Source organism: Bombilactobacillus thymidiniphilus (assembly GCF_023380245.1).
GTDB lineage: Bacteria > Bacillota > Bacilli > Lactobacillales > Lactobacillaceae > Bombilactobacillus > Bombilactobacillus thymidiniphilus.
Map to the genome: position 1 here is coordinate 222,741 of NZ_CP093365.1, position 19,057 is coordinate 241,797.

General features: G+C 35.3%; 14 protein-coding genes, 3 tRNA genes and 1 other annotated feature (1 of these 18 running past the window's edge). Of the genes, 7 read left to right on the forward strand and 10 right to left on the reverse strand.

The window, feature by feature from the left end:
• The first annotated feature begins 50 nt into the window (after window positions 1-50).
• A complete protein-coding gene (locus MOO47_RS01220) occupies window positions 51-1,406 on the forward strand; it encodes a Mur ligase family protein (protein WP_249513038.1) in 1,356 nt (451 codons plus the stop codon).
• Between the two features lie 30 nt (window positions 1,407-1,436).
• Here MOO47_RS01220 and MOO47_RS01225 read toward each other — a convergent pair whose 3' ends face one another.
• Both MOO47_RS01225 and MOO47_RS01230 read right to left on the reverse strand, forming a co-directional pair.
• Window positions 1,437-3,275 (reverse strand): ABC transporter ATP-binding protein, encoded by a 1,839-nt coding sequence (locus tag MOO47_RS01225; RefSeq protein WP_249513039.1) that lies wholly within the window; start codon window positions 3,273-3,275, stop codon window positions 1,437-1,439.
• A gap of 1 nt (window position 3,276) precedes the next feature.
• Window positions 3,277-4,998, reverse strand: a complete 1,722-nt coding sequence (locus MOO47_RS01230; RefSeq protein WP_249513040.1) for an ABC transporter ATP-binding protein — start codon at window positions 4,996-4,998, stop codon at window positions 3,277-3,279.
• Window positions 4,999-5,034: 36 nt separating this feature from the next.
• Between MOO47_RS01230 and MOO47_RS01235 the strand changes: the two genes are divergently transcribed.
• Together MOO47_RS01235 and MOO47_RS01240 are read left to right on the forward strand one after the other, a co-directional pair.
• Window positions 5,035-5,697 (forward strand): CPBP family intramembrane glutamic endopeptidase, encoded by a 663-nt coding sequence (locus tag MOO47_RS01235; RefSeq protein ID WP_249513041.1) that lies wholly within the window; start codon window positions 5,035-5,037, stop codon window positions 5,695-5,697.
• A gap of 50 nt (window positions 5,698-5,747) precedes the next feature.
• Window positions 5,748-5,819 (forward strand) — tRNA-Glu (locus tag MOO47_RS01240).
• Window positions 5,820-6,079: 260 nt separating this feature from the next.
• Here MOO47_RS01240 and MOO47_RS01245 read toward each other — a convergent pair.
• On the reverse strand, window positions 6,080-6,895 hold the full coding sequence (locus MOO47_RS01245; protein WP_249513042.1) for a Cof-type HAD-IIB family hydrolase: 816 nt from the start codon (window positions 6,893-6,895) through the stop codon (window positions 6,080-6,082).
• A gap of 112 nt (window positions 6,896-7,007) precedes the next feature.
• Here MOO47_RS01245 and MOO47_RS01250 point away from each other — a divergent pair, with 112 nt between their 5' ends.
• Window positions 7,008-8,099 carry a DUF871 domain-containing protein gene (locus tag MOO47_RS01250; protein ID WP_249513043.1) on the forward strand — a complete coding sequence of 364 codons (1,092 nt, stop codon included), beginning with the start codon at window positions 7,008-7,010 and terminating at the stop codon, window positions 8,097-8,099.
• Between the two features lie 308 nt (window positions 8,100-8,407).
• Entirely contained in the window at window positions 8,408-9,637 is a 1,230-nt protein-coding gene (gene glyA / locus MOO47_RS01255) for a serine hydroxymethyltransferase (protein ID WP_249513508.1), read from the forward strand.
• Between the two features lie 40 nt (window positions 9,638-9,677).
• Here glyA and MOO47_RS01260 read toward each other — a convergent pair whose 3' ends face one another.
• A complete protein-coding gene (locus tag MOO47_RS01260; RefSeq protein ID WP_249513044.1) occupies window positions 9,678-11,105 on the reverse strand; it encodes a C69 family dipeptidase in 1,428 nt (475 codons plus the stop codon).
• Between the two features lie 17 nt (window positions 11,106-11,122).
• Entirely contained in the window at window positions 11,123-11,716 is a 594-nt protein-coding gene (locus MOO47_RS01265) for a sugar O-acetyltransferase (protein ID WP_249513045.1), read from the reverse strand.
• Window positions 11,717-11,848: 132 nt separating this feature from the next.
• Between MOO47_RS01265 and MOO47_RS01270 the strand changes: the two genes are divergently transcribed.
• Window positions 11,849-11,921: transfer RNA gene (locus MOO47_RS01270), tRNA-Gln, on the forward strand.
• Window positions 11,922-12,028: 107 nt separating this feature from the next.
• On the opposite strand, the gene MOO47_RS01275 is transcribed toward MOO47_RS01270, so the two are convergent.
• The 3 genes from MOO47_RS01275 to MOO47_RS01285 form a co-directional block, all read right to left on the reverse strand.
• Window positions 12,029-13,339: a sensor histidine kinase gene (locus MOO47_RS01275; RefSeq protein WP_249513046.1), complete on the reverse strand. Its 1,311-nt coding sequence runs from the start codon at window positions 13,337-13,339 to the stop codon at window positions 12,029-12,031.
• Between the two features lie 6 nt (window positions 13,340-13,345).
• Window positions 13,346-13,471: a bacteriocin gene (locus MOO47_RS01280; RefSeq protein ID WP_249513047.1), complete on the reverse strand. Its 126-nt coding sequence runs from the start codon at window positions 13,469-13,471 to the stop codon at window positions 13,346-13,348.
• 219 nt (window positions 13,472-13,690) lie between these two features.
• Complete coding sequence (locus MOO47_RS01285) at window positions 13,691-14,533, reverse strand: NAD(P)H-hydrate dehydratase (protein ID WP_249513048.1); 843 nt, start codon at window positions 14,531-14,533, stop codon at window positions 13,691-13,693.
• A 57-nt stretch (window positions 14,534-14,590) separates the two neighbouring features.
• Here MOO47_RS01285 and MOO47_RS01290 point away from each other — a divergent pair.
• Window positions 14,591-14,674: transfer RNA gene (locus MOO47_RS01290), tRNA-Leu, on the forward strand.
• 125 nt (window positions 14,675-14,799) lie between these two features.
• Here the strand turns inward: MOO47_RS01290 and MOO47_RS01295 are convergent.
• Window positions 14,800-16,464 (reverse strand): putative polysaccharide biosynthesis protein, encoded by a 1,665-nt coding sequence (locus tag MOO47_RS01295; protein WP_249513049.1) that lies wholly within the window; start codon window positions 16,462-16,464, stop codon window positions 14,800-14,802.
• 32 nt (window positions 16,465-16,496) lie between these two features.
• Window positions 16,497-18,917, reverse strand: coding sequence for a leucine--tRNA ligase (gene leuS, locus MOO47_RS01300; protein ID WP_249513050.1), 2,421 nt, complete (start codon window positions 18,915-18,917; stop codon window positions 16,497-16,499).
• A 36-nt stretch (window positions 18,918-18,953) separates the two neighbouring features.
• Window positions 18,954-19,057 (reverse strand) — a binding site (T-box leader) (it continues 102 nt past the right edge of the window).

Sequence of the window (19,057 nt, forward strand, 5' to 3'; positions counted from 1 at the left end):
TATCTATTTTATGGTATGATTTTTCTATTAAAGAAAAGGGTGTTTAATCAATGAGTTTGAAATCCCGATTAGCAGTTATTTTAGGTCGTACTACTTATAAAATTTTGCATGATATTTTTCATCGCGGTAGTTCTTTACCTGGAAAATTAGCTTATCAGTTTGATCCGCAAGTTTTAAAAGAGTTAAGTCGCGACTATCAAGTCATTATCGTAACTGGCACTAATGGTAAAACTTTAACAACATCATTAACCACTAAAGTATTACAGCAAAAATATGATCATATTTTGACTAATCCCACCGGATCTAATATGGTTCAAGGTATTACTTCTGCCTTTTTGGCACAGAAAAAAGTCCCCAAAAAAGCTACTAGATTAGCCGTTTTAGAAGTTGATGAAGCTAATGTCGAGACTATTTGTCAAGCCATGACGCCGAGCGCTTTTGTTTTAACCAATATTTTTCGCGACCAAATGGATCGCTATGGCGAAATTTACACTACTTTGAACAAAATTTTAGCTGGTGTCAAATTAGCCCCTCAAGCTAAATTAATGGTTAACGGTGACGCCGCTATTTTTGATTTACAAGATCTTCCCAATCCAAAAGTCTATTATGGGTTTCAAAGTGACGATCAGGATGCTGATTTACGTGCCAATTTCAACGTTGATGGCGTTTTATGCCCTAATTGTCAAAATATTATCCATTATCATATGATAACTTATGCTAATTTAGGTGATTATTTCTGCCCGCATTGTGGTTTCAAAAGACCTAACTTAGATTACCAAGTCACTTCCATCAACAAACTGACACCTAGCACTTCGCAGTTTACCATTGATCAAAATGATTTAACTATTAATATTGGCGGCACTTATAACATTTATAACGCCTTAGCTGCCTACACTGTTGGTCGAGAATTGTCTTTAAATACTGCGCAAATTATGCGAGCTTTTGCGCAAAACGAACAAGTCTTTGGTCGACAAGAAGTCATTGATCTGGACGGCAAACAGTTAACGATCATTCTAGTTAAAAATCCGGTTGGACTAAATGAAGTTCTGGCAACCCTTAAACATGACTCAAAAAATTATGCACTAGGTTTTGCACTCAACGCTAATTATGCTGATGGCATTGATACTAGCTGGATTTGGGATGGTGATTTTGAACATCTACCTTTCCAAAAAATCGATCGGGTCATCACTGGTGGCGAGCGCTGGCAAGATATCAATTTTCGCTTTAAAGTTGCTGAGATGCCACCTGACAAACTTAGTCACCAAGCTGATTTGGATGATTTTTTGGCAGAATTACAGCAACAGTCATCACCAAAAATATATGTCTTAGCTACGTATACTGCTATGTTGCAATTACGTAAAAAATTAACTGATAAAGGTTACATTAAACAAAAAACGCTAGCTTAAAATACAGCTAGCGTTTTTTTTACATATCAATCAAAATTGCCCTTGCTCAGCAAATTGTGCGTTATATAGTTCAGCGTAAAAACCATTTTGCGCTAACAATTCTTGATGCTTACCCGTTTCTACAATGGATCCTTGTTGCATAACAATAATTTTATCGGCATTTTGAATGGTTGATAAACGATGGGCGATCACAAAACTGGTGCGTCCATTCAACAATTTAGTCATTGCCTGTTGGATTTGTAACTCAGTTCGTGTGTCTACGGATGACGTGGCTTCATCTAAAATCAAAATTTCTGGGTTGGCTACAAAAGCCCGCGCAATTGTTAACAATTGTCGTTGTCCTTGCGAAATATTAGACGATTCCTCATTTAAAATAGTAGCATAACCTGCTGGCAATTGGCATACAAAATCATCCACATGAGCAGCTTTAGCCGCATTAATAATTTGTTGTTTAGTAGCTTTTTCATTACCATATTTCAGATTATCATAAATACTCCCAGTAAATAACCAAGTATCCTGCAGCACCATTGCCATGTGCGAGCGCACTTGCTCACGATGCAAATCACGAATATCTTGCCCAGCCAACTTGATGGAACCGCCGAAAACATCGTAAAAACGCTCTAACAAATTGATAATTGTTGTTTTGCCGGCGCCTGTCGGACCTACAATCGCTACCATTTCGCCAGGTTTAACTGTCAAAGAATAATCTCGTAATAATAAATCTTTGCCTTGATAACCAAATTGCACATGATCAAATTCAATTAAATTAGCTGTTTCTTGCTTAGCAATTGATACCTTAGTATTAGTCATTTCTGGTTCATCTAAAATAGCAAAAATTCGCTCTGCAGAAGCCACCGTTGCTTGAATGGTATTTGCTAAATTAGTCAATTGTGTAATCGGCTGCGAAAATTGTTGTGTATATTGTAAAAAAGCCTGGATATCTCCCAATGGCAAGCGACCGTTAATAACTTGTATAGCACCATAAACTGCTACTGCTACATAACCTAAATTATTAATCAATGTCATCAAGGGCATTAACAACCCCGATAAAAGTTGTGCCTTTAAAGATGACTTATATAAGCGCTCATTTTCCGCAGTAAAATCAGCCAAAGTTGATGCTTCATGATTAAAACTTTTCACAACCACATGACCAGCATAATTTTCTTCAACTTGATTGTTCAACAAACCTAAGGACTTTTGTTGTGCAGCAAAAGCTTTTTGAGATTTCGGCGCTACCAAAGATAAGGTAAAGATACTTAAAGGTATCGTCAAAAAAACTATCAAAGTCAATTGCCAACTAATAGAAAACATCATCCAAGTAGTTCCTACAAATAAAACTAGACTAGTCACAACTTGTGTCAAACTTTGCTGCAACGTTCCAGCAATATTATCCATATCATTAATTGCCCGCGACATAATATCGCCATTATCGTGGGTGTCATAAAACGAGATCGGTAGAAGTTTCATCTTGTATTTCAAGTCGCGTCGCAGCTTATAAACAGTTTGTTGTGAAGCGCGCGTCATCAAAAATTGTTGCAAGAAGTTAAAAATAGCTGCGAAAACGTACATGGATGCAACAACAACCAAAATATGAAAAACTTTATCAAAATCGATTGGCAAATTAGCAATATCCATTCCTGCTTTTTGCTGCTTCATGCCCTTAGTAACACCAGCAAAAATAACTGTTGTTGCTTCCCCTAAAATTTTAGGCGTCACAATTTGAAAGATCGTAGCACCAACTGCAAGTACCAAAACAACAATAATTGTAATAGCATAATTAGACATATAAGAGAATAAACGCAATGTAGTAGCCCAAAAATTTTGCGGCTTTTGCGCAGTAGCTGCTGTTTTTTTATCATTAGCTGCCATTCTATTTATCCCCCTTAATTTGCGAATTAATAATTTCTTGATAAGTCGAATTGTTAGCTTTTAACTGTTCATGCGTGCCACAACCTACCATTTGACCTTGATCTAAAACAACAATCACATCAGCACTAGCAATCGTTGAGATGCGCTGACCAACAATAACACAAATTTTATTTTTCATTTGTGGATCATTTTTTAAAGCCTGGCGCAATAAAGCATCAGTTTTAAAATCCAAAGCTGAAAAAGAATCATCAAAAATATAAATAGCTGCTTGTTTGACTAAAGTTCGTGCAATAGCAAGGCGTTGTTTTTGTCCACCAGAAAAATTATTGCCACCTTGTTCTACAACAGTCTCTAACCCATGATCTGCCTGCACAAATTCTGCTGCTTGTGCTACTTTTAATGCATGCCACAACATTGCATCGTTAGCCTTAGGATTGCCATATAATAAATTTTCGCGAATCGTTCCTTTAAATAAAAAAGCTTTTTGTTGTGTTAAAGCAACTTGTTCATTTAAAGTTGACAGCTTAACCTGACAGACATCTTGCCCATTAACTAATATCTTGCCACTATCAGCATCATAAAAGCGATTGATTAAATTAACTAGCGTCGTTTTACCAGCACCAGTGCTCCCTATAATTCCGACAGTTTGACCTGCTTGTGCTGTGAAATTAATATTTTGTAAAGTCGGTTGCTGAGCACTTTGGTAACTAAAATAAACATTTTCAAAAGACAATTGAGCCGCTACATTAGCATTGAGTGACTTTTGTCCAGCATCCACAATTGTATTTTGCAATTGCAGTATTTCTTGAATTCGCGTACTGGAAGCTTGCGCTCGTGGAATAACTACAAAAATCATTGTAAGCATCATACAACTTATCAAAATTTGGTTAGCATAAGTCATAAATGCCAGTAAATTACCCACCGGCATTTGTTGCGCAGCAATATATTTAGCACCAATCCAAGTAATTGCAATATTGGTGCCACTCATAATTAACGTGGTTATCGGTGACATCAAAGCCATTATTGAAAAAACTTTTTGCGCATTATTCGTATAATCTTTATTAGCTTTAACAAAACGCTCTTGTTCCCAATTATCTTGACGAAACGCACGAATGACGCGCACACCTGTTAAACCCTCGCGAAATATTAAATTTAAGCGATCCGTCTTTTTTTGCATGGCTTTAAAAAGCGGATCAGCAAAATAAAGTGTAATTGCCATTACTAGCAATAAAAGCGGTAAAACTACCACAAAAATTTTAGTTAGTCGCGGATCTTTTTGATAAGCCATTAAACTGGCACCAACCATCATGATTGGTGCCATAATCATCATCCGTAAAAACATGATAGTAACATTTTGGATTTGCATAACGTCGTTGGTCGTTCGCGTAATTAATGAAGAAGTACCAATTTTATCAAATTCATCATTATCTAAATACAAAACTTTTTGGTAAATGTCATTACGTAAATCACGTCCTAATTTTTGTGAAGCTTGCGCTGCGAACCAAACATTAAAATAAGCAGCCGCCATAACTAGTACCGCAATTATTGTCATTTTAATACCTGCAAATATGATATAATCAACATTGCTTTTAGCAATCCCGTTATTAACAATATTTGCTGTTATATTGGGTAAATATAATGTTCCAATAACTTGGAGCACCATAAAAAACAAGGCACCTAGCACCGTCTTATAAGAAATTCTGTGCCATAAGAGTCGCAACATTAGTTTAATTACTCCCTTGAAGATAGGTTTTAATTTATGAAAATTAATTTCAAAAATAATGATTATCTTAGCATAATTATCAAAATAATAGCGCTAATCTTTTTTTATTTTTTCCAGCAAGTACCTAATTTAATTTTGCAATTGGCAATCCTCCATAAAATGCAATATCAATTTAAAACGCAACTACTTACTACCGGCATCTTTATCATAACAATAATTTTAACCGTGGGTATTTTGTGGTTAGTATTAAAAAAAAGTCAAGTCTTCCAATCACAACAGCTCACTAAAAAATCATGGACAATTATCATCTTGGGAATTATAGCAACTGTCATAGTGAATTTATTGTTGGTCAACTTCATGCAACCATCTAATGGCAATGACAATATCAGTGCGTTAACTACGATAATGAAAGCTTTTCCGCTGATTTTTGTGATTTATGTTGTTTTCATAGCACCAATTTCAGAAGAAATTTTATTCCGCGGATTATTTATTAATTGGTTTTTTGCTGACCATTTATATTTGGGAACTGTTTGCAGTTCTTTATTATTTGGTATTTTGCACACTTCTAGTGATCCAATTTATTTTCTGTCCAAATGTTTATTAGGTTTTGTCTTAAGTTTAGTTTATTTACGCACTAAAAATATCAAAGCTAGCATTTTAGTCCATTTTGGTAATAATTTATTAGCCTTATTTATTTAATTATTGGTTGACGTTGAGTTGAAATTCCAGTATTATAGTTCTTGTTTGATTGCCCGTTGGTCAAATGGTTAAGACGCCACCCTCTCAAGGTGGAGTTACGGGTCCGATTCCCGTACGGGTGATAATAGTACCTATTTGTAAGCTTCTTGTACAAAACGCTATAAAATAAAAATATATTGTTTCAGTTCATTAAGTTTCATGGCTTAAATTAAATATAAATCATAAAAAAGTGATGTTCTCGCATCACTTTTTTTGTACAACGTTGATCTATAAAATTAAAAAACCGCTCATTAACAGTTAAAATGAAATATAAGGACTAAGTTTAGCTATAGTAATCAAATATGCCAGTAAACCAACAACAAAATACCCAAAATAGCTACTATTATTTTTCAAGTACATATTTTTTGAAAGCCTGCGCAATTCCTGCTTCATCATTAGTCAATGTCACATAATCAGCTTGCCTTTTGACAAAATCTGATCCATTGCCCATCGCTACTGCAACACCAGCAAAATCAAACATTGCTAAATCATTTTTTTCATCACCAATGGCTAAAACTTCTTGATCACTCAACTGCAATTTAGCAGCTAACATGCGTAAGGCTGCTCCTTTACTAACATCAGGATGCATAATTTCCAAAAAATTATCCGCAGCTCGTACTATATAATTATCTTGACCAAATTGTGCTTTTACTTGTGCTTCTTGCTTGTCTAATTGCATTTTGTCACCTACAAAAGCGCCCTTAATTAAATCGACATTATCAGACAGTTCTTGTGGCGTTCTAATTTTAATACCTGCTTGATTCTCAAAAGCCTGTAAAACCGTAATCCGATTAACATCATGATTACTGGTATAAATAATACTTTGATTATCTAAAACATTATAAGCTAGATGGTTTTGCTTAGAATAATCATCTATTTGTTGATAAGTAGCCTTGGTAATACCATTTTGTGCCAAGATTTTACCGCTAGCTGTAGCAATTGTCCCACCATTAAAAGTAATAACATATTGCTCCAAACCTTGGATAGCCAACTCCTGCAAAAAAATTTTAATGCCGGCCCATGGTCGGCCAGAACAAATAACTACCTTAATACCTTGTTGCAAAGCCTGCTTAATAACTTGTTTGGTCGAATTTAAAATTTCTCCTTGTGAATTTAGCAATGTATCATCCACATCAATTGCTACCAATTTAATTGTCATATTTATCTCCCCAAAAAATTATAACGCTATCTCTAAATCATTTTAGCATTGCAAAATAATCTGTACCAGTTAAAATGTAAAGGTATACAAATTATAGATAGTGGGGTTTCTTATGACTAAACGGCAACTTGGACTTTCCATTTATCCCGACCATAGTAACTTTGAACAAGATCAAAAATATTTAGAATTGGGTAAAAAATACGGCTTTTCACGAATTTTTATGAGTATGCTGGAAATTTCTGAAAGTGCTGCTGTTACGCATAATAAATTCGCTAAAATAATTAATGTTGCTAACCAATTAGGCTATCAAACTATTTTAGACGTCTCCCCCAGCATCTTTGATCGCCTACAAATATCTTATAACGACCTGTCATTTTTCAAAGATTTACAAGTTGCCGGAATTCGATTAGACCAATCCTTTGACGGAGCAACAGAAGCTATGCTTACGTATAATCCTTATAACTTAATTATTGAATTAAACCAAAGCAATAATGTTGCTTATTTGGACAATATTATTAGCTACCAAGCTAATAAACCGTTTCTTTATGGTTGTCATAATTTTTATCCACAAAAGGGGACTGGATTGCCATTCGATTACTTTATGGCTTGTAACCGGCGCTTCAAGAAATATGGTTTGCACACAGCAGCCTTTGTTTCTAGTAATGTCGCTCAAATGGGACCATGGAAAATTAACGATGGTTTACCTACTCTAGAAGCTGATCGTTACTTACCAATTTCTGTGCAAGCGAAACATCTTTTTGCCAGTGAATTAATTGATGATGTCATTATTGGTAATGCTTATGCTAGTGAAACTGAACTCGCAAAATTAGCGCAACTCAATAAATATCAAATTGAATTTAATTTGCAATTATTGCCTAATATCAACCCAATTGAAAAAACCATTTTATTCAAACCGCAACATTTTAGGCGTGGTGATGTTAATACGCAAGTCATTCGATCGACTATGCCGCGCGTCACTTATCGTTCTCAAACTAATCCGCCACATGATAATGATATAGTCTTTGAACGCGGTGATGTAATCATCGGTAATGACGATTTTAAAGTCTACAAAAATGAATTACAAATTGTCTTACAACCTCATCAAGATCCCCGCAAAAATAAAGTAGCCCACATTAATTCACAAGAATTAATGCTCTTAGATTTCATCAAACCTTGGTCTAAATTTAAATTTCAAAAGCAATAAAAAGCTACCAACAAAATGATAGATGTTATTGTTTTCTAATATGTACAACAATAAGTTTTTAAAAGCAGCTTTTCCAAATAGAAAAGCTGCTTTTTAATCAGGTCATCGGGGAAAAAATATTTTTGAAGTTTTTGAGGTTAATATTAGTTCAAATAATTGGATAGTTAAAGCTTTTCATGACCTGCATGCTCATTATAGAACATCAAAGTGAAAGTATGCACATAATTTGGCTTGTAATTAATCTTTAGTTTCTATTTTTTTATTGACCATATATAATAATAAAATCAGCTTAACAAGGGAGTGTTATGATGGATTATCAACAACAAGATCCACAATTATGGCAAGCAATCGCCGCAGAAAATCAGCGTCAAAAACAAAATATTGAATTAATTGCTTCAGAAAATATTGTTTCCCAAGGCGTCTTAAATGCTCAAGGATCCATTCTAACTAATAAATATGCTGAAGGTTACCCTGGAAAAAGATATTACGGTGGCACCCAATATATTGATGTAATTGAACAATTAGCCATTGACCGTGCCAAGGAATTATTTCACGCATCATACGTTAATGTGCAGCCTCATTCCGGATCACAAGCTAATGAAGCAGCTTATCGTGCTTTAATTAAGCCTGGTGATCGTGTTCTAGGCATGAACTTGGATGCCGGCGGTCATTTAACGCACGGTTCAGCCGTTAATTTTTCCGGTAAAACTTATGAATTTCACGCTTATGGCGTAGATAATCAAGGCTTCCTTGATTATGAAGCGATTGCCCAATTAGCAATACAAGTGCGACCACAGTTAATTGTCGCTGGAGCTTCTGCTTATAGCCGACAAATTGATTTTCGCAAATTTCGCCAAATTGCCGATAGTGTCAATGCTAAATTAATGGTTGATATGGCACACATCGCTGGTTTAGTAGCAACTGATTTACATCCTAGCCCGGTTGGTATTGCTGATATCGTAACCACCACGACACACAAAACTTTGCGTGGCCCGCGTGGAGGAATGATTTTAGCAGACCAGAAATATGCCAAAAAAATTAACAGTGCTGTTTTTCCCGGTACACAAGGTGGTCCACTAGAACATGTTATTGCAGCTAAGGCTGTTGCCTTGTACGAAGCTTTGCAACCCGAATTTACAACCTATATGCAACAAGTCATTACAAACGCGCAGGCAATGGCAGCTGTCTTTAACCAAGAAAATAATTTAAACGTTCTAACAGGTGGTACTGACAATCACCTCATGACTTTAGATTTGAGCCAAACACCACTCAATGGCGCCCAAGCCCAAGACTTGTTGGATATCTTGCACATCACAACCAATAAGGAAGCAATCCCCAATGATCCCCTTCCTCCTTCACAAACTTCCGGGCTGCGCTTAGGGACACCTGCAATTACAAGCCGTGGTTTCTTGGAAAATGACAGTCAACAAACTGCTGAACTAATCATTGCAGCTTTTAAGAACTATAATAATCCGCGACAATTAAGCAAAATTAAAGAACAAGTTTTACAACTCACCAGTAAACATCCACTTATATAACTAAAATGCTCTAGATTAATTAATAATCTAGAGCATTTTTTTACAAATTCAGATCAGTTTTAAAATTTAAAGGTGATAGTTCTGTAGCTTTAGTCAATAACTTGGCTGCTAATTGTCGATATTGCTCCGCAGCATAATCAGCCATTTGCGCCGATTGTTGTGTCAAAAAGTCTGTCAACATCGCCTGATCACTATATTCGAGAGCTTGCTGATCAATTTGGCGCACTTGTTGGTTTAGGTGTACGTTAATTTTTTTCTGATAATCGTGCAGCATAGATCCTAATTCAGGATAATGCGCATCTACTAAAACACCTACTAATTTATATAACCAATAAGCTGAATCAAAATCTGCTGGCAACTTACCTTTTCGATAAAACACCGGCGTTTGTTTCATGCCTAAATAAAACGGCACATAAACACTTTGAGCAGTCACGCCCAATGCTAACCAATGTAAACAAGCTATTGCTTGATTATCAAAATTTCTAATTTGCAGTAAATGGGATTCTTGCGTTTTAGCTAAACTAATCGGACGAAAATCATGATGTTGTGCTTTAGGATTTAATAAATCATAAGGTGTTTGTTGGTAATGTGAACTCAAATACATTTTGGCATCATCGATACTTAATTTACGTTGTGGACGCAAGTAAAATGGCAAATCTTCACTAGTTGGCTGAACTTCTTTATCAAAATCAGAAAATTGTTGTTGTCCCCACCAAACACGTGGCGTATTATAATGTTCGTCAAAATCACCGCGCGTCCCAAAAATCAAGCGAAAATTAAAATGATCCGGTTGTGGATTGAGCTGATTATCAATCACGAATTCTTTTAAATCATCTTTAAACATAAAATTATAATTATCTTCAAAATCCACTTCTTGAATAGCAACTTGATTGGCAATAACCGCATAACAATCGTCCGGAATACGTTGAGCTAACCATTGATGCCCGCAAACAATTTCCATATACCAAGCTTCTTTGACATCAGCGAACAAGACACCATTTGACTCACAAGTTCCATATTTTTCTACAATGGATCCTAGGCGCTCAATCGCGGCGCGAGCAGTCTTAACATATGGCAAAACACAAGTTACCATTGCTTCTTCGCCAATTCCCTCAGCTACTAAAGGATCTGCCCCTAGTGCCGTGGCATTTGTGTAAGTACTTTCTGTAGCGCTCATTGCCACACCAAATTCATTAAAGCCACTTTCCTCAAACTTTCCCTCTTTGTCTGTCCATTCCGGTGTAGCAGTATATTTATAGCGTATTTTGGGTAATGTTAGTCGAAATTGATTGACTTTCGAAATAAAACATGGATTTTCTTTATATTCTTTCCGTGAATGGACAATAAAATGCTTGGGCAATGATGCACTGGCATCTTCATTGCGTCCAATGATAATAGAACCGTCAATCGTAGCTTTTTTACCAATTAAAATACTCGTACAAGAACTAGTTCTGTGGTTATTACTCATTTTTTATCCACCTCCTATTATTCAAACTCATCAACCAAATCTTGTTCACTTTGCTGATCAATTTGCCGCTGTACAACTGCTGGGACACCATAAGCCAAAGAATTATCTGGTAAATCATGTACCACTACCGCACCAGCACCAATAACACAACCACTACCAATACTAACACCTGATAAAACAGTGACATTAGCCCCAAACCAGCAATTGTCACCGATTGTAATTGGTTTGCCTGTTTCGATTTTTAGATTGCGTGCAGCACTAGTTAAAGGATGCTCCGGTGTCGCCAAAGTGACTTGCGGACCAAATAAAACATTATCTCCAATCGTGATCAAACCATCATCCATAAAATAACAATTATGATTCACGAAGCAATGCGCACCAATTGTAATATTGACGCCATAATCGACCATAAAAGGTCCCAGTATAGTTGTATCAATAAGATTTTGTTGTAATAATTCTTCTAAAATATGTTGTCGTTGTTCTTCTTCTATAAGCGAAGTTTGATTCAATTGTTCACATAATTTTTTAGCGTGTAACCATTTTTTAGCTAATTTTTTGTTGCCTGAAGCTAAATACCAATCACCAGAAATCATCTTAGTAAATTCATCCATGCAAATCCCTCACATCATAATTTACTTCAATTGTAGTGATAAGCAGTTTTAGAAGCAAATTTTATTATTAGTCTTGACAGCTTCACCATTATTGTATATCATTTTACTTGTCGTTTGAAATGCTATGTCCACTGGGTATTCGCCAAATTGGTAAGGCAACGGACTCTGAATCCGTAATTTGTAGGTTCGAGCCCTACATACCCAATCAATATTAAACATCAAGCTAGTTGCTTGATGTTTTTTTGTGACTAACAATAAAAAACCAGACTACAAAAGTAGTCCGGTCACTATTTAACTTGTTAACATTGCAGGTTAATTGATTATTGTCAAACTAATACGCAAGTGGTCACCAATAATATGCGTGTTTAACAATAAATTAGATTCCTTACTAATTAATTCTCTAACATTACCCAAGCCCAGGCCCTCATGTTTATCCTTAGTCGTATACCCTGAACGGAATAGCTGATTAACATTATCCAATGGCTTACATTGATTATCAATAATAATTGTCGCAGTATCACCATCAGCATTAAATGCACATCGAAATATTTTAGCACCAATTTGCTGCACTTGTTCCAGTGCATTATCTAATAAAATACCTATAATGCGAACAATCGCCAAGATGTTATTGGCTTTAATAAAAATTGGTTGCGTCAATTCTACATCTAAAGAAATATTAGCTTCCTTAGCTAACAAAAATTTTTGAATAATTAATCCGCGGATCGGATCATTTTGCAAATAATCAATGTTTGCAATGGTTGACTGACGCAAATCTTGCTTAACAGGCTGCTGTTTTAGCAATTCTTGATAGTACTTATCAAATTGTGGCGAATGCTGCTCTTTTACAAAACCATCTAGTGATAACAAAATATTTTGATAATCATGTTTAAAACGCCGCATCTCATCATATTCACTTTCAATAACCTTCAAATATTGGCGCAATTCTTTGTCTTGTTTTAACTTTTGTGTTGCTTCGGCGTTAGCCAGATAAGATCTGATGTATAAACGCGACATGAAAAAAGAAAAGATTATAAAGAGCAAATATAAATAGAAAACAATAAAAATTGACTGCACCATCAATTTTTTTATTTGTAAAAACACAATCGCAGCTTCCCAAAGAATGAATAAAACAAATGAAAACCAGAACAACTGTTTATCTATTTTCAAAAAAACAATTTGCCTAATAAAATCAGTCATTTTACTAAAAAAGCTATAAATAATAAAAATAAAAACAAACAATAAAACAAATTTAATTGCCAAAAATACTATCAAATCAACAGTTAAATTATCAATTGTATTATAGAAAACCAAATATATAATCTGTTCCAAAATTTCAAATGACAGTACAATTGCAATACTAAAAATTTTTATAAGACCATAGTAATGGTCTAATTTAAATGACCTGCTTTTAATCATTTTTAAAATCATTGTCACAATTAGCCAAATAACAATGTAGCTATCACCAATAAGATTTCCTATCAAGCCCCATCCTAATGCAGCCAAAATATCTGTAACAAAATATCTTTTTTGATGATCATAAGCTAAAAAATGTTCCAAAATTAAAATTAAATAAATCAAGGATGAATCTTCTAGCCAATCAAACCACATATTGACAATTATCATGGTTTATTAACCTTTTAAATGATTGTAGATCCAACCTAGAACACTACCATTGCTTCCACAAAACAAATTAAAATTAGACACCGTTGCTCCACCATTGATTTGTTTTAGTTCCTGATCAGATAGATTCTTCATAAATAAAACCCCCAAATTAATTTTGGACCATTCAACATATAAATTTCATGCATGACCCAACTTAATTTATTATATGCTTTAATTTATGGCAAAAGCAACTGATCATTAATAATAAAATATACAATTTAATAAGTTTAATTCAATTATCTGGAATATTTTATTTGAAAATTTCTTTATAGTAGAGTACCAGCATTCAAAAATAACTTATTTAAGAATATTTCAGTTTTCCCAGCGTTTCATAAACTGCGGTAAATGCTGAATAATCATCGAAGGCAAGACTACATATCTATCTTGTGCTAGTTCTTCAGCCAAATAACTGTGAGTAAAAACAGCAGAGGCCACAATTGATGCACTAAAACCAAATTGTGCAACAAATCCGGCAATGATCCCTGTCAAAGTATCGCCCATGCCACCAGTTGCCATAGCGGGGGTTCCTTTAGTATTTTGAACTACAGTTTGTTGACGATTATCATACAAATGACTTGGTGCTCCTTTAAGGAATAAAAAAGTTTGCGGTGGGGTTAATTGTTGGAGTATTGCTAAATTATTAGTATGCGTTTGCTGAGCAATATCTAAATCGGATAAACGCTGCCATTCCACCACATGGGGCGTTAGAACTAAATTAGCTGCTGCCGTTTTTAGCACTTGCTTTTGCTTTTGTAATAAGGTGAACGCACTAGCATCCAAAATAATGGTTTGCCTAGAATTTGCTAGTTGTAACAATTGCTTAATTAATACTTCATTAGTTGCGGAAATCGCTAATCCCGGACCAATAGCAATAACATCAACTGTGACAGCTAAATCCAGTATCTTTTTATGATCGCTTAATTTTTGTGTCATGACCTCAGGAAAATTGCTACGCAAACTAGTAAAATTACTCGGATCGGTTGCCAAAGTCACCAGACCTGCTCCAGCATAGACACTTGCTCCACTGGCCATAAGTGCCGCTCCGCCATATTGTGCGTCACCTGCAACCAGAAGCACCTTACCGAAAGTGCCCTTATAAGAATTTCGTGGCCTTTTTTTGATTACTTGTAAAATTGTTGAATTTATTTGTTTCATATTTGGTTACTCCTAGTTACAATTAGTCTAAAATTTGATATAATATCTGATTGTGAGGCCGTTGTGGCGGAATTGGCAGACGCGCAGCGTTCAGGTCGCTGTATGGGTTTCCATGTGCAGGTTCGACTCCTGTCAACGGCATATTATATATCATTAAGCCTTAAAACATCATTTTAAGGCTTTTTGTTGTACTCAATTGAAGAAGGTTTAAATAACAAAAAACACTTCCTAATATATAATATATCAAGAAGTGTTTGTAATATTGATTAACTAATACGTAATTTTTGACGTAAACGTGCCAACCTTGAACCAACTATTTTTTCTGCTAGTCTAGTTTTCAAAATTAAATACAGGTACACACCCACACCAATAATGACTTCCACTATCAATAAACAAAGTGCTGCAATACGATTAGTGTTTGCCAGCCAATGGTAGCAAATCAAATTGATCACACTAATAATGACCAGCATTAACACTGAAATTAAAAATATCAAGCATACTCGATATAAAGTTTGCTGTATATTAAACTTAAAGCGCACTCGCAAATGGCGCAACATAAACCAACAAGTAACTGTCATACCTACCATTGTAGCCATTAATGGTCCAAACATGCTAAACAGCAAAATCATCGGGTATTGCACAATCATTTTAACTATAAAACCAATTACAAAACATTTAATCGCAACTTTATTTTGATATAGTCCTTGCAAAACAGCTGCTAAGACCGTAAATAAGCCCAAAACAATTGCAACTATCGCACTAAACTGTAAAATATAAATTCCTAAACTATCATATCGATAAAATAAAATATAAAGCGGTTTAGCAACAGCATACATTCCTAAGGAAGCTGGCAGCATTACTAAGAAAAATAACTGCAACGTGCTACCAATATGCCCTTTTACTTCGGTACGATCATGTCTTGAATAAGCAGCCGACAATAATGGAACTGCTGTAACTGCCATCGCTGTAGCCAAAGAAACAACGATCATAATTAATTTATTGGCATTAAAACCAAACAAAGCGTACATGTAATCTAAAGTATCTTTCCCCAAACGTTGAAAAGAACTCATCATAGAATTAAACGTCGCTTGGTCAAAAATCTGAAATAAAACAATCCCTGAATCCAAGATAATAAAAGGCAAAGCCTGATGCATAATTTCCAAAAAGAAATTCTTATTATCAATATCAATTTCTTGCTTACTATTTTGCGATAATTTACGTAATTTAGGTAATTGCTTAACTAAAAAATAAACCAAAATTCCTAATCCAAAAATTGCCCCGATAAAAGCCGCAAAGGTCGATTGAGTTACCGCACTAACATAGCTGCCTTTTTGCACTTTCATAATCCAATAAGTTGCTACAAGCATATAAATAACACGTGCTACTTGTTCAATAAACTGGGAAATTGCTGAAGGAGCCATTTGGGAATAACCTTGAAAATAACCACGTACCAGACTCATTGTAGGAATAATTAACAGGGCAAATGATAATGCTTGTAAAACTGGAATAGCCTGTTTGTTGCCTCCAGCAAATATATTAGCAATAAAAGAAGCCCCAAAATACATTACAGCAGCTGTTACAATGCCCATCAATGCCATAATTTTTAAACCTTGGCGAAACAGTTGATTACCAGCCTGATACTCATTTAGCGCATTATAATGCGCAATTTGCTTTGAAATGGCACCAGGAATTCCGGCTGTCGAAATAATCAAAAAGAAACTATAAATATTATATCCCTTAGAAAACAGAGAATTAGCTAAAGTAGCAGTAAAAACACTACCAAACCACATGTTCCACGGAATAATATAAATTGCACCCAAAATGCGAGAAAAGATACTACCAGCTGTCATCCAAGCTGAACCTTTGATTAAATCAGCCTTACCTTGATCAGCCAAATCACTAGTAGTTTTTTCTTCGATGTCACTAGCCATTAATTAAGACCTCTCTAATCATTTAGAAGCAATTATTTTACCACAAAATTAACAATTTTATTAGGCACTACAATAACTTTTTTAATGTCTTTGTCAGCTATGAAAGACTGCACTTTAACATCAGCTAATGCTAATTTTTCTAAATCGTCTTTAGTAGTGTTCAAAGGAACAACAATTTTATTACGTAATTTACCATTAACTTGCAAAATTATTTCTGCTTCATCATTAACTAAATCTGCCTGATTATAAGTCGGCCATTTAGCATAAGTTATTGATTGGGAATTACCTAATTTTTGCCATATTTCCTCGGAAATATGTGGCGCAATCGGGGCTAACAATTTAATGAAACCAGTTGCATATTCTTTGGGGAACGTTGTACTTTTTTGCACAGCATTCACAAATGTCATTAATTGCGAGATTGCCGTATTAAATTGCAACTTTTCAAAATGATCAGTAACAGTCTTAACAGTTTCACTATAAATTTGCTTCAAATCATCATTAGCTTGTGGCGTAATAAAATCTGCACGTAATGAGTTGTCGTCATCATTGTTCACATATAGTCGCCAAACACGTTCCAAAAAGCGATAAGAACCCGCCAAACCATCTTCACTCCAAGAAATGGAAGCATCTAATGGCCCCATAAACATCTCATAAAGACGCAAAGTATCCGCACCGTACTCTTCTACAACATCGTCTGGGTTAACTACATTACCTTTAGATTTAGACATTTTCTCATGATTGCCGCCTAAAATCATGCCTTGATTATACAATTTTTGGAAAGGTTCACGTGTTGGCACAACACCCAAATCATACAGTACTTTATGCCAAAAACGTGCATACAGTAAATGCAATACTGCATGTTCAGCACCACCAATATACAAATCTACTGGCAACCATTTTTTCAATTTGTCATAATCAGCAATAGCGTGGTCATTGTTAGGATCAATATAACGAAGATAATACCAAGAACTACCTGCCCACTGCGGCATTGTATTAGTTTCTCTTCGACCCTTACGACCATTTTCATCAACAACGTTGACCCAGTCTGTCAAATTAGCTAGCGGACTTTCAATCGTACCAGAAGGCTTAATGTCTGCCTCTTCTGGCAAACGTAACGGCAATTGATCTTCTGGCACCAAACTAGTAGTTCCATCTTCCCAATGAATTAAAGGAATTGGTTCGCCCCAATAACGTTGACGAGAGAACACCCAATCGCGCAACCGATAATTCACTTTTTTAGTTCCTACTTTATTATCAGTCAGCCAAGTAAGCATTTTTTCTATAGCTGCATTTTTATCTAAACCATTTAAAAAATCTGAATTAATATGTTCACCATCACCGACGTAGGCTTTTTGAGTAACATCACCACCGTTAATTACTGGTGTAATTCGCAAACCAAATTCCTTGGCAAAATCGTAATCTCTTTGGTCGTGCGCCGGTACTGCCATGATAGCCCCAGTCCCATAGCTAGCCAAAACATAATCTGAAATCCAAATGGGTAGATGCTCACCATTAACTGGATTGATCGCAAAAGCACCAGTAAAAGCGCCAGTTTTTTCATGATTAAGATCTGTCCGATCTAAATCACTCTTTTGAGCTGCTTGCTTTTGATAACTTACCACTGCCTTCTTTTGATCAGCTGTTGTGATTTCATCAACTAGCGGTAATTCAGGTGCCATCACAATATAGCTAGCACCGAACAAAGTATCTGGACGTGTAGTAAATACTTGAAAATCTAAAGCAGTATCTGCCACTTTAAAATTAATTTCAGCGCCTTCAGAGCGACCAATCCAATTGCGTTGCATCTCTTTGATATTTTCAGGCCAATCTACTAATTCCAAATCATCAATTAACCGATCTGCATATGCCGTGATTTTTAGCATCCACTGTTTCATAGGTTTGCGGTAAACGGGAAAACCACCACGTTCAGTTTTGCCATCTACAATTTCTTCATTAGCAACGACTGTTCCTAAATCAGGACTCCAGTTAACCGGAATTTCGGCTTCATAAGCCAAACCTTTTTTATACAGTTGCTCAAAAATCCATTGCGTCCATTTGTAATAGTTTGGATCAGTAGTATTAACTTCACGCTCCCAATCATAAGAAAAGCCTAGTGAATTAATTTGACGTTTAAACGTATTAATATTTTCTTGTGTAAAATCTTTGGGATTGTGTCCGGTTTTAATAGCATACTGTTCTGCAGGTAATCCAAAAGCATCCCAACCCATTGGGTGTAAAACATTACGCCCCTGCATCCTTTTAAAGCGAGCAACAATATCAGTTGCCGTATAGCCTTCTGGATGTCCGACATGTAATCCTTTACCAGATGGATAAGGAAACATATCTAAAGCATAAAAATTTTCTTTATTTTCATCCTCAGTAGTTTTAAAAGTTTTATTGTCTGCCCAATATTTCTGCCATTTTTTTTCAATGGTTTTGTGATTATAACTCATAAATTTCCTCCTACAAAAAAGTCCTATTGCATAATGCAATAGGACGAATAACCGCGGTACCACCTAAGTTTTATGAAATAAATCATAACACTTGTTGTAGTTAACGATACCCCGATAATGACTGAGAACTAACATCAGAC

What these genes read in the sequence shown, in the direction of transcription:
- MOO47_RS01220 (WP_249513038.1), top strand. Translation starts at nt 51, where the DNA reads ATGAGTTTGAAATCCCGATTAGCAGTTATTTTAGGTCGTACTACTTAT.
- MOO47_RS01225 (WP_249513039.1), bottom strand. Translation starts at nt 3,275, where the DNA reads ATGGCAGCTAATGATAAAAAAACAGCAGCTACTGCGCAAAAGCCGCAA.
- MOO47_RS01230 (WP_249513040.1), bottom strand. Translation starts at nt 4,998, where the DNA reads ATGTTGCGACTCTTATGGCACAGAATTTCTTATAAGACGGTGCTAGGT.
- MOO47_RS01235 (WP_249513041.1), top strand. Translation starts at nt 5,035, where the DNA reads ATGAAAATTAATTTCAAAAATAATGATTATCTTAGCATAATTATCAAA.
- MOO47_RS01245 (WP_249513042.1), bottom strand. Translation starts at nt 6,895, where the DNA reads ATGACAATTAAATTGGTAGCAATTGATGTGGATGATACATTGCTAAAT.
- MOO47_RS01250 (WP_249513043.1), top strand. Translation starts at nt 7,008, where the DNA reads ATGACTAAACGGCAACTTGGACTTTCCATTTATCCCGACCATAGTAAC.
- glyA (WP_249513508.1), top strand. Translation starts at nt 8,408, where the DNA reads ATGGATTATCAACAACAAGATCCACAATTATGGCAAGCAATCGCCGCA.
- MOO47_RS01260 (WP_249513044.1), bottom strand. Translation starts at nt 11,105, where the DNA reads ATGAGTAATAACCACAGAACTAGTTCTTGTACGAGTATTTTAATTGGT.
- MOO47_RS01265 (WP_249513045.1), bottom strand. Translation starts at nt 11,716, where the DNA reads ATGGATGAATTTACTAAGATGATTTCTGGTGATTGGTATTTAGCTTCA.
- MOO47_RS01275 (WP_249513046.1), bottom strand. Translation starts at nt 13,339, where the DNA reads ATGATAATTGTCAATATGTGGTTTGATTGGCTAGAAGATTCATCCTTG.
- MOO47_RS01280 (WP_249513047.1), bottom strand. Translation starts at nt 13,471, where the DNA reads ATGAAGAATCTATCTGATCAGGAACTAAAACAAATCAATGGTGGAGCA.
- MOO47_RS01285 (WP_249513048.1), bottom strand. Translation starts at nt 14,533, where the DNA reads ATGAAACAAATAAATTCAACAATTTTACAAGTAATCAAAAAAAGGCCA.
- MOO47_RS01295 (WP_249513049.1), bottom strand. Translation starts at nt 16,464, where the DNA reads ATGGCTAGTGACATCGAAGAAAAAACTACTAGTGATTTGGCTGATCAA.
- leuS (WP_249513050.1), bottom strand. Translation starts at nt 18,917, where the DNA reads ATGAGTTATAATCACAAAACCATTGAAAAAAAATGGCAGAAATATTGG.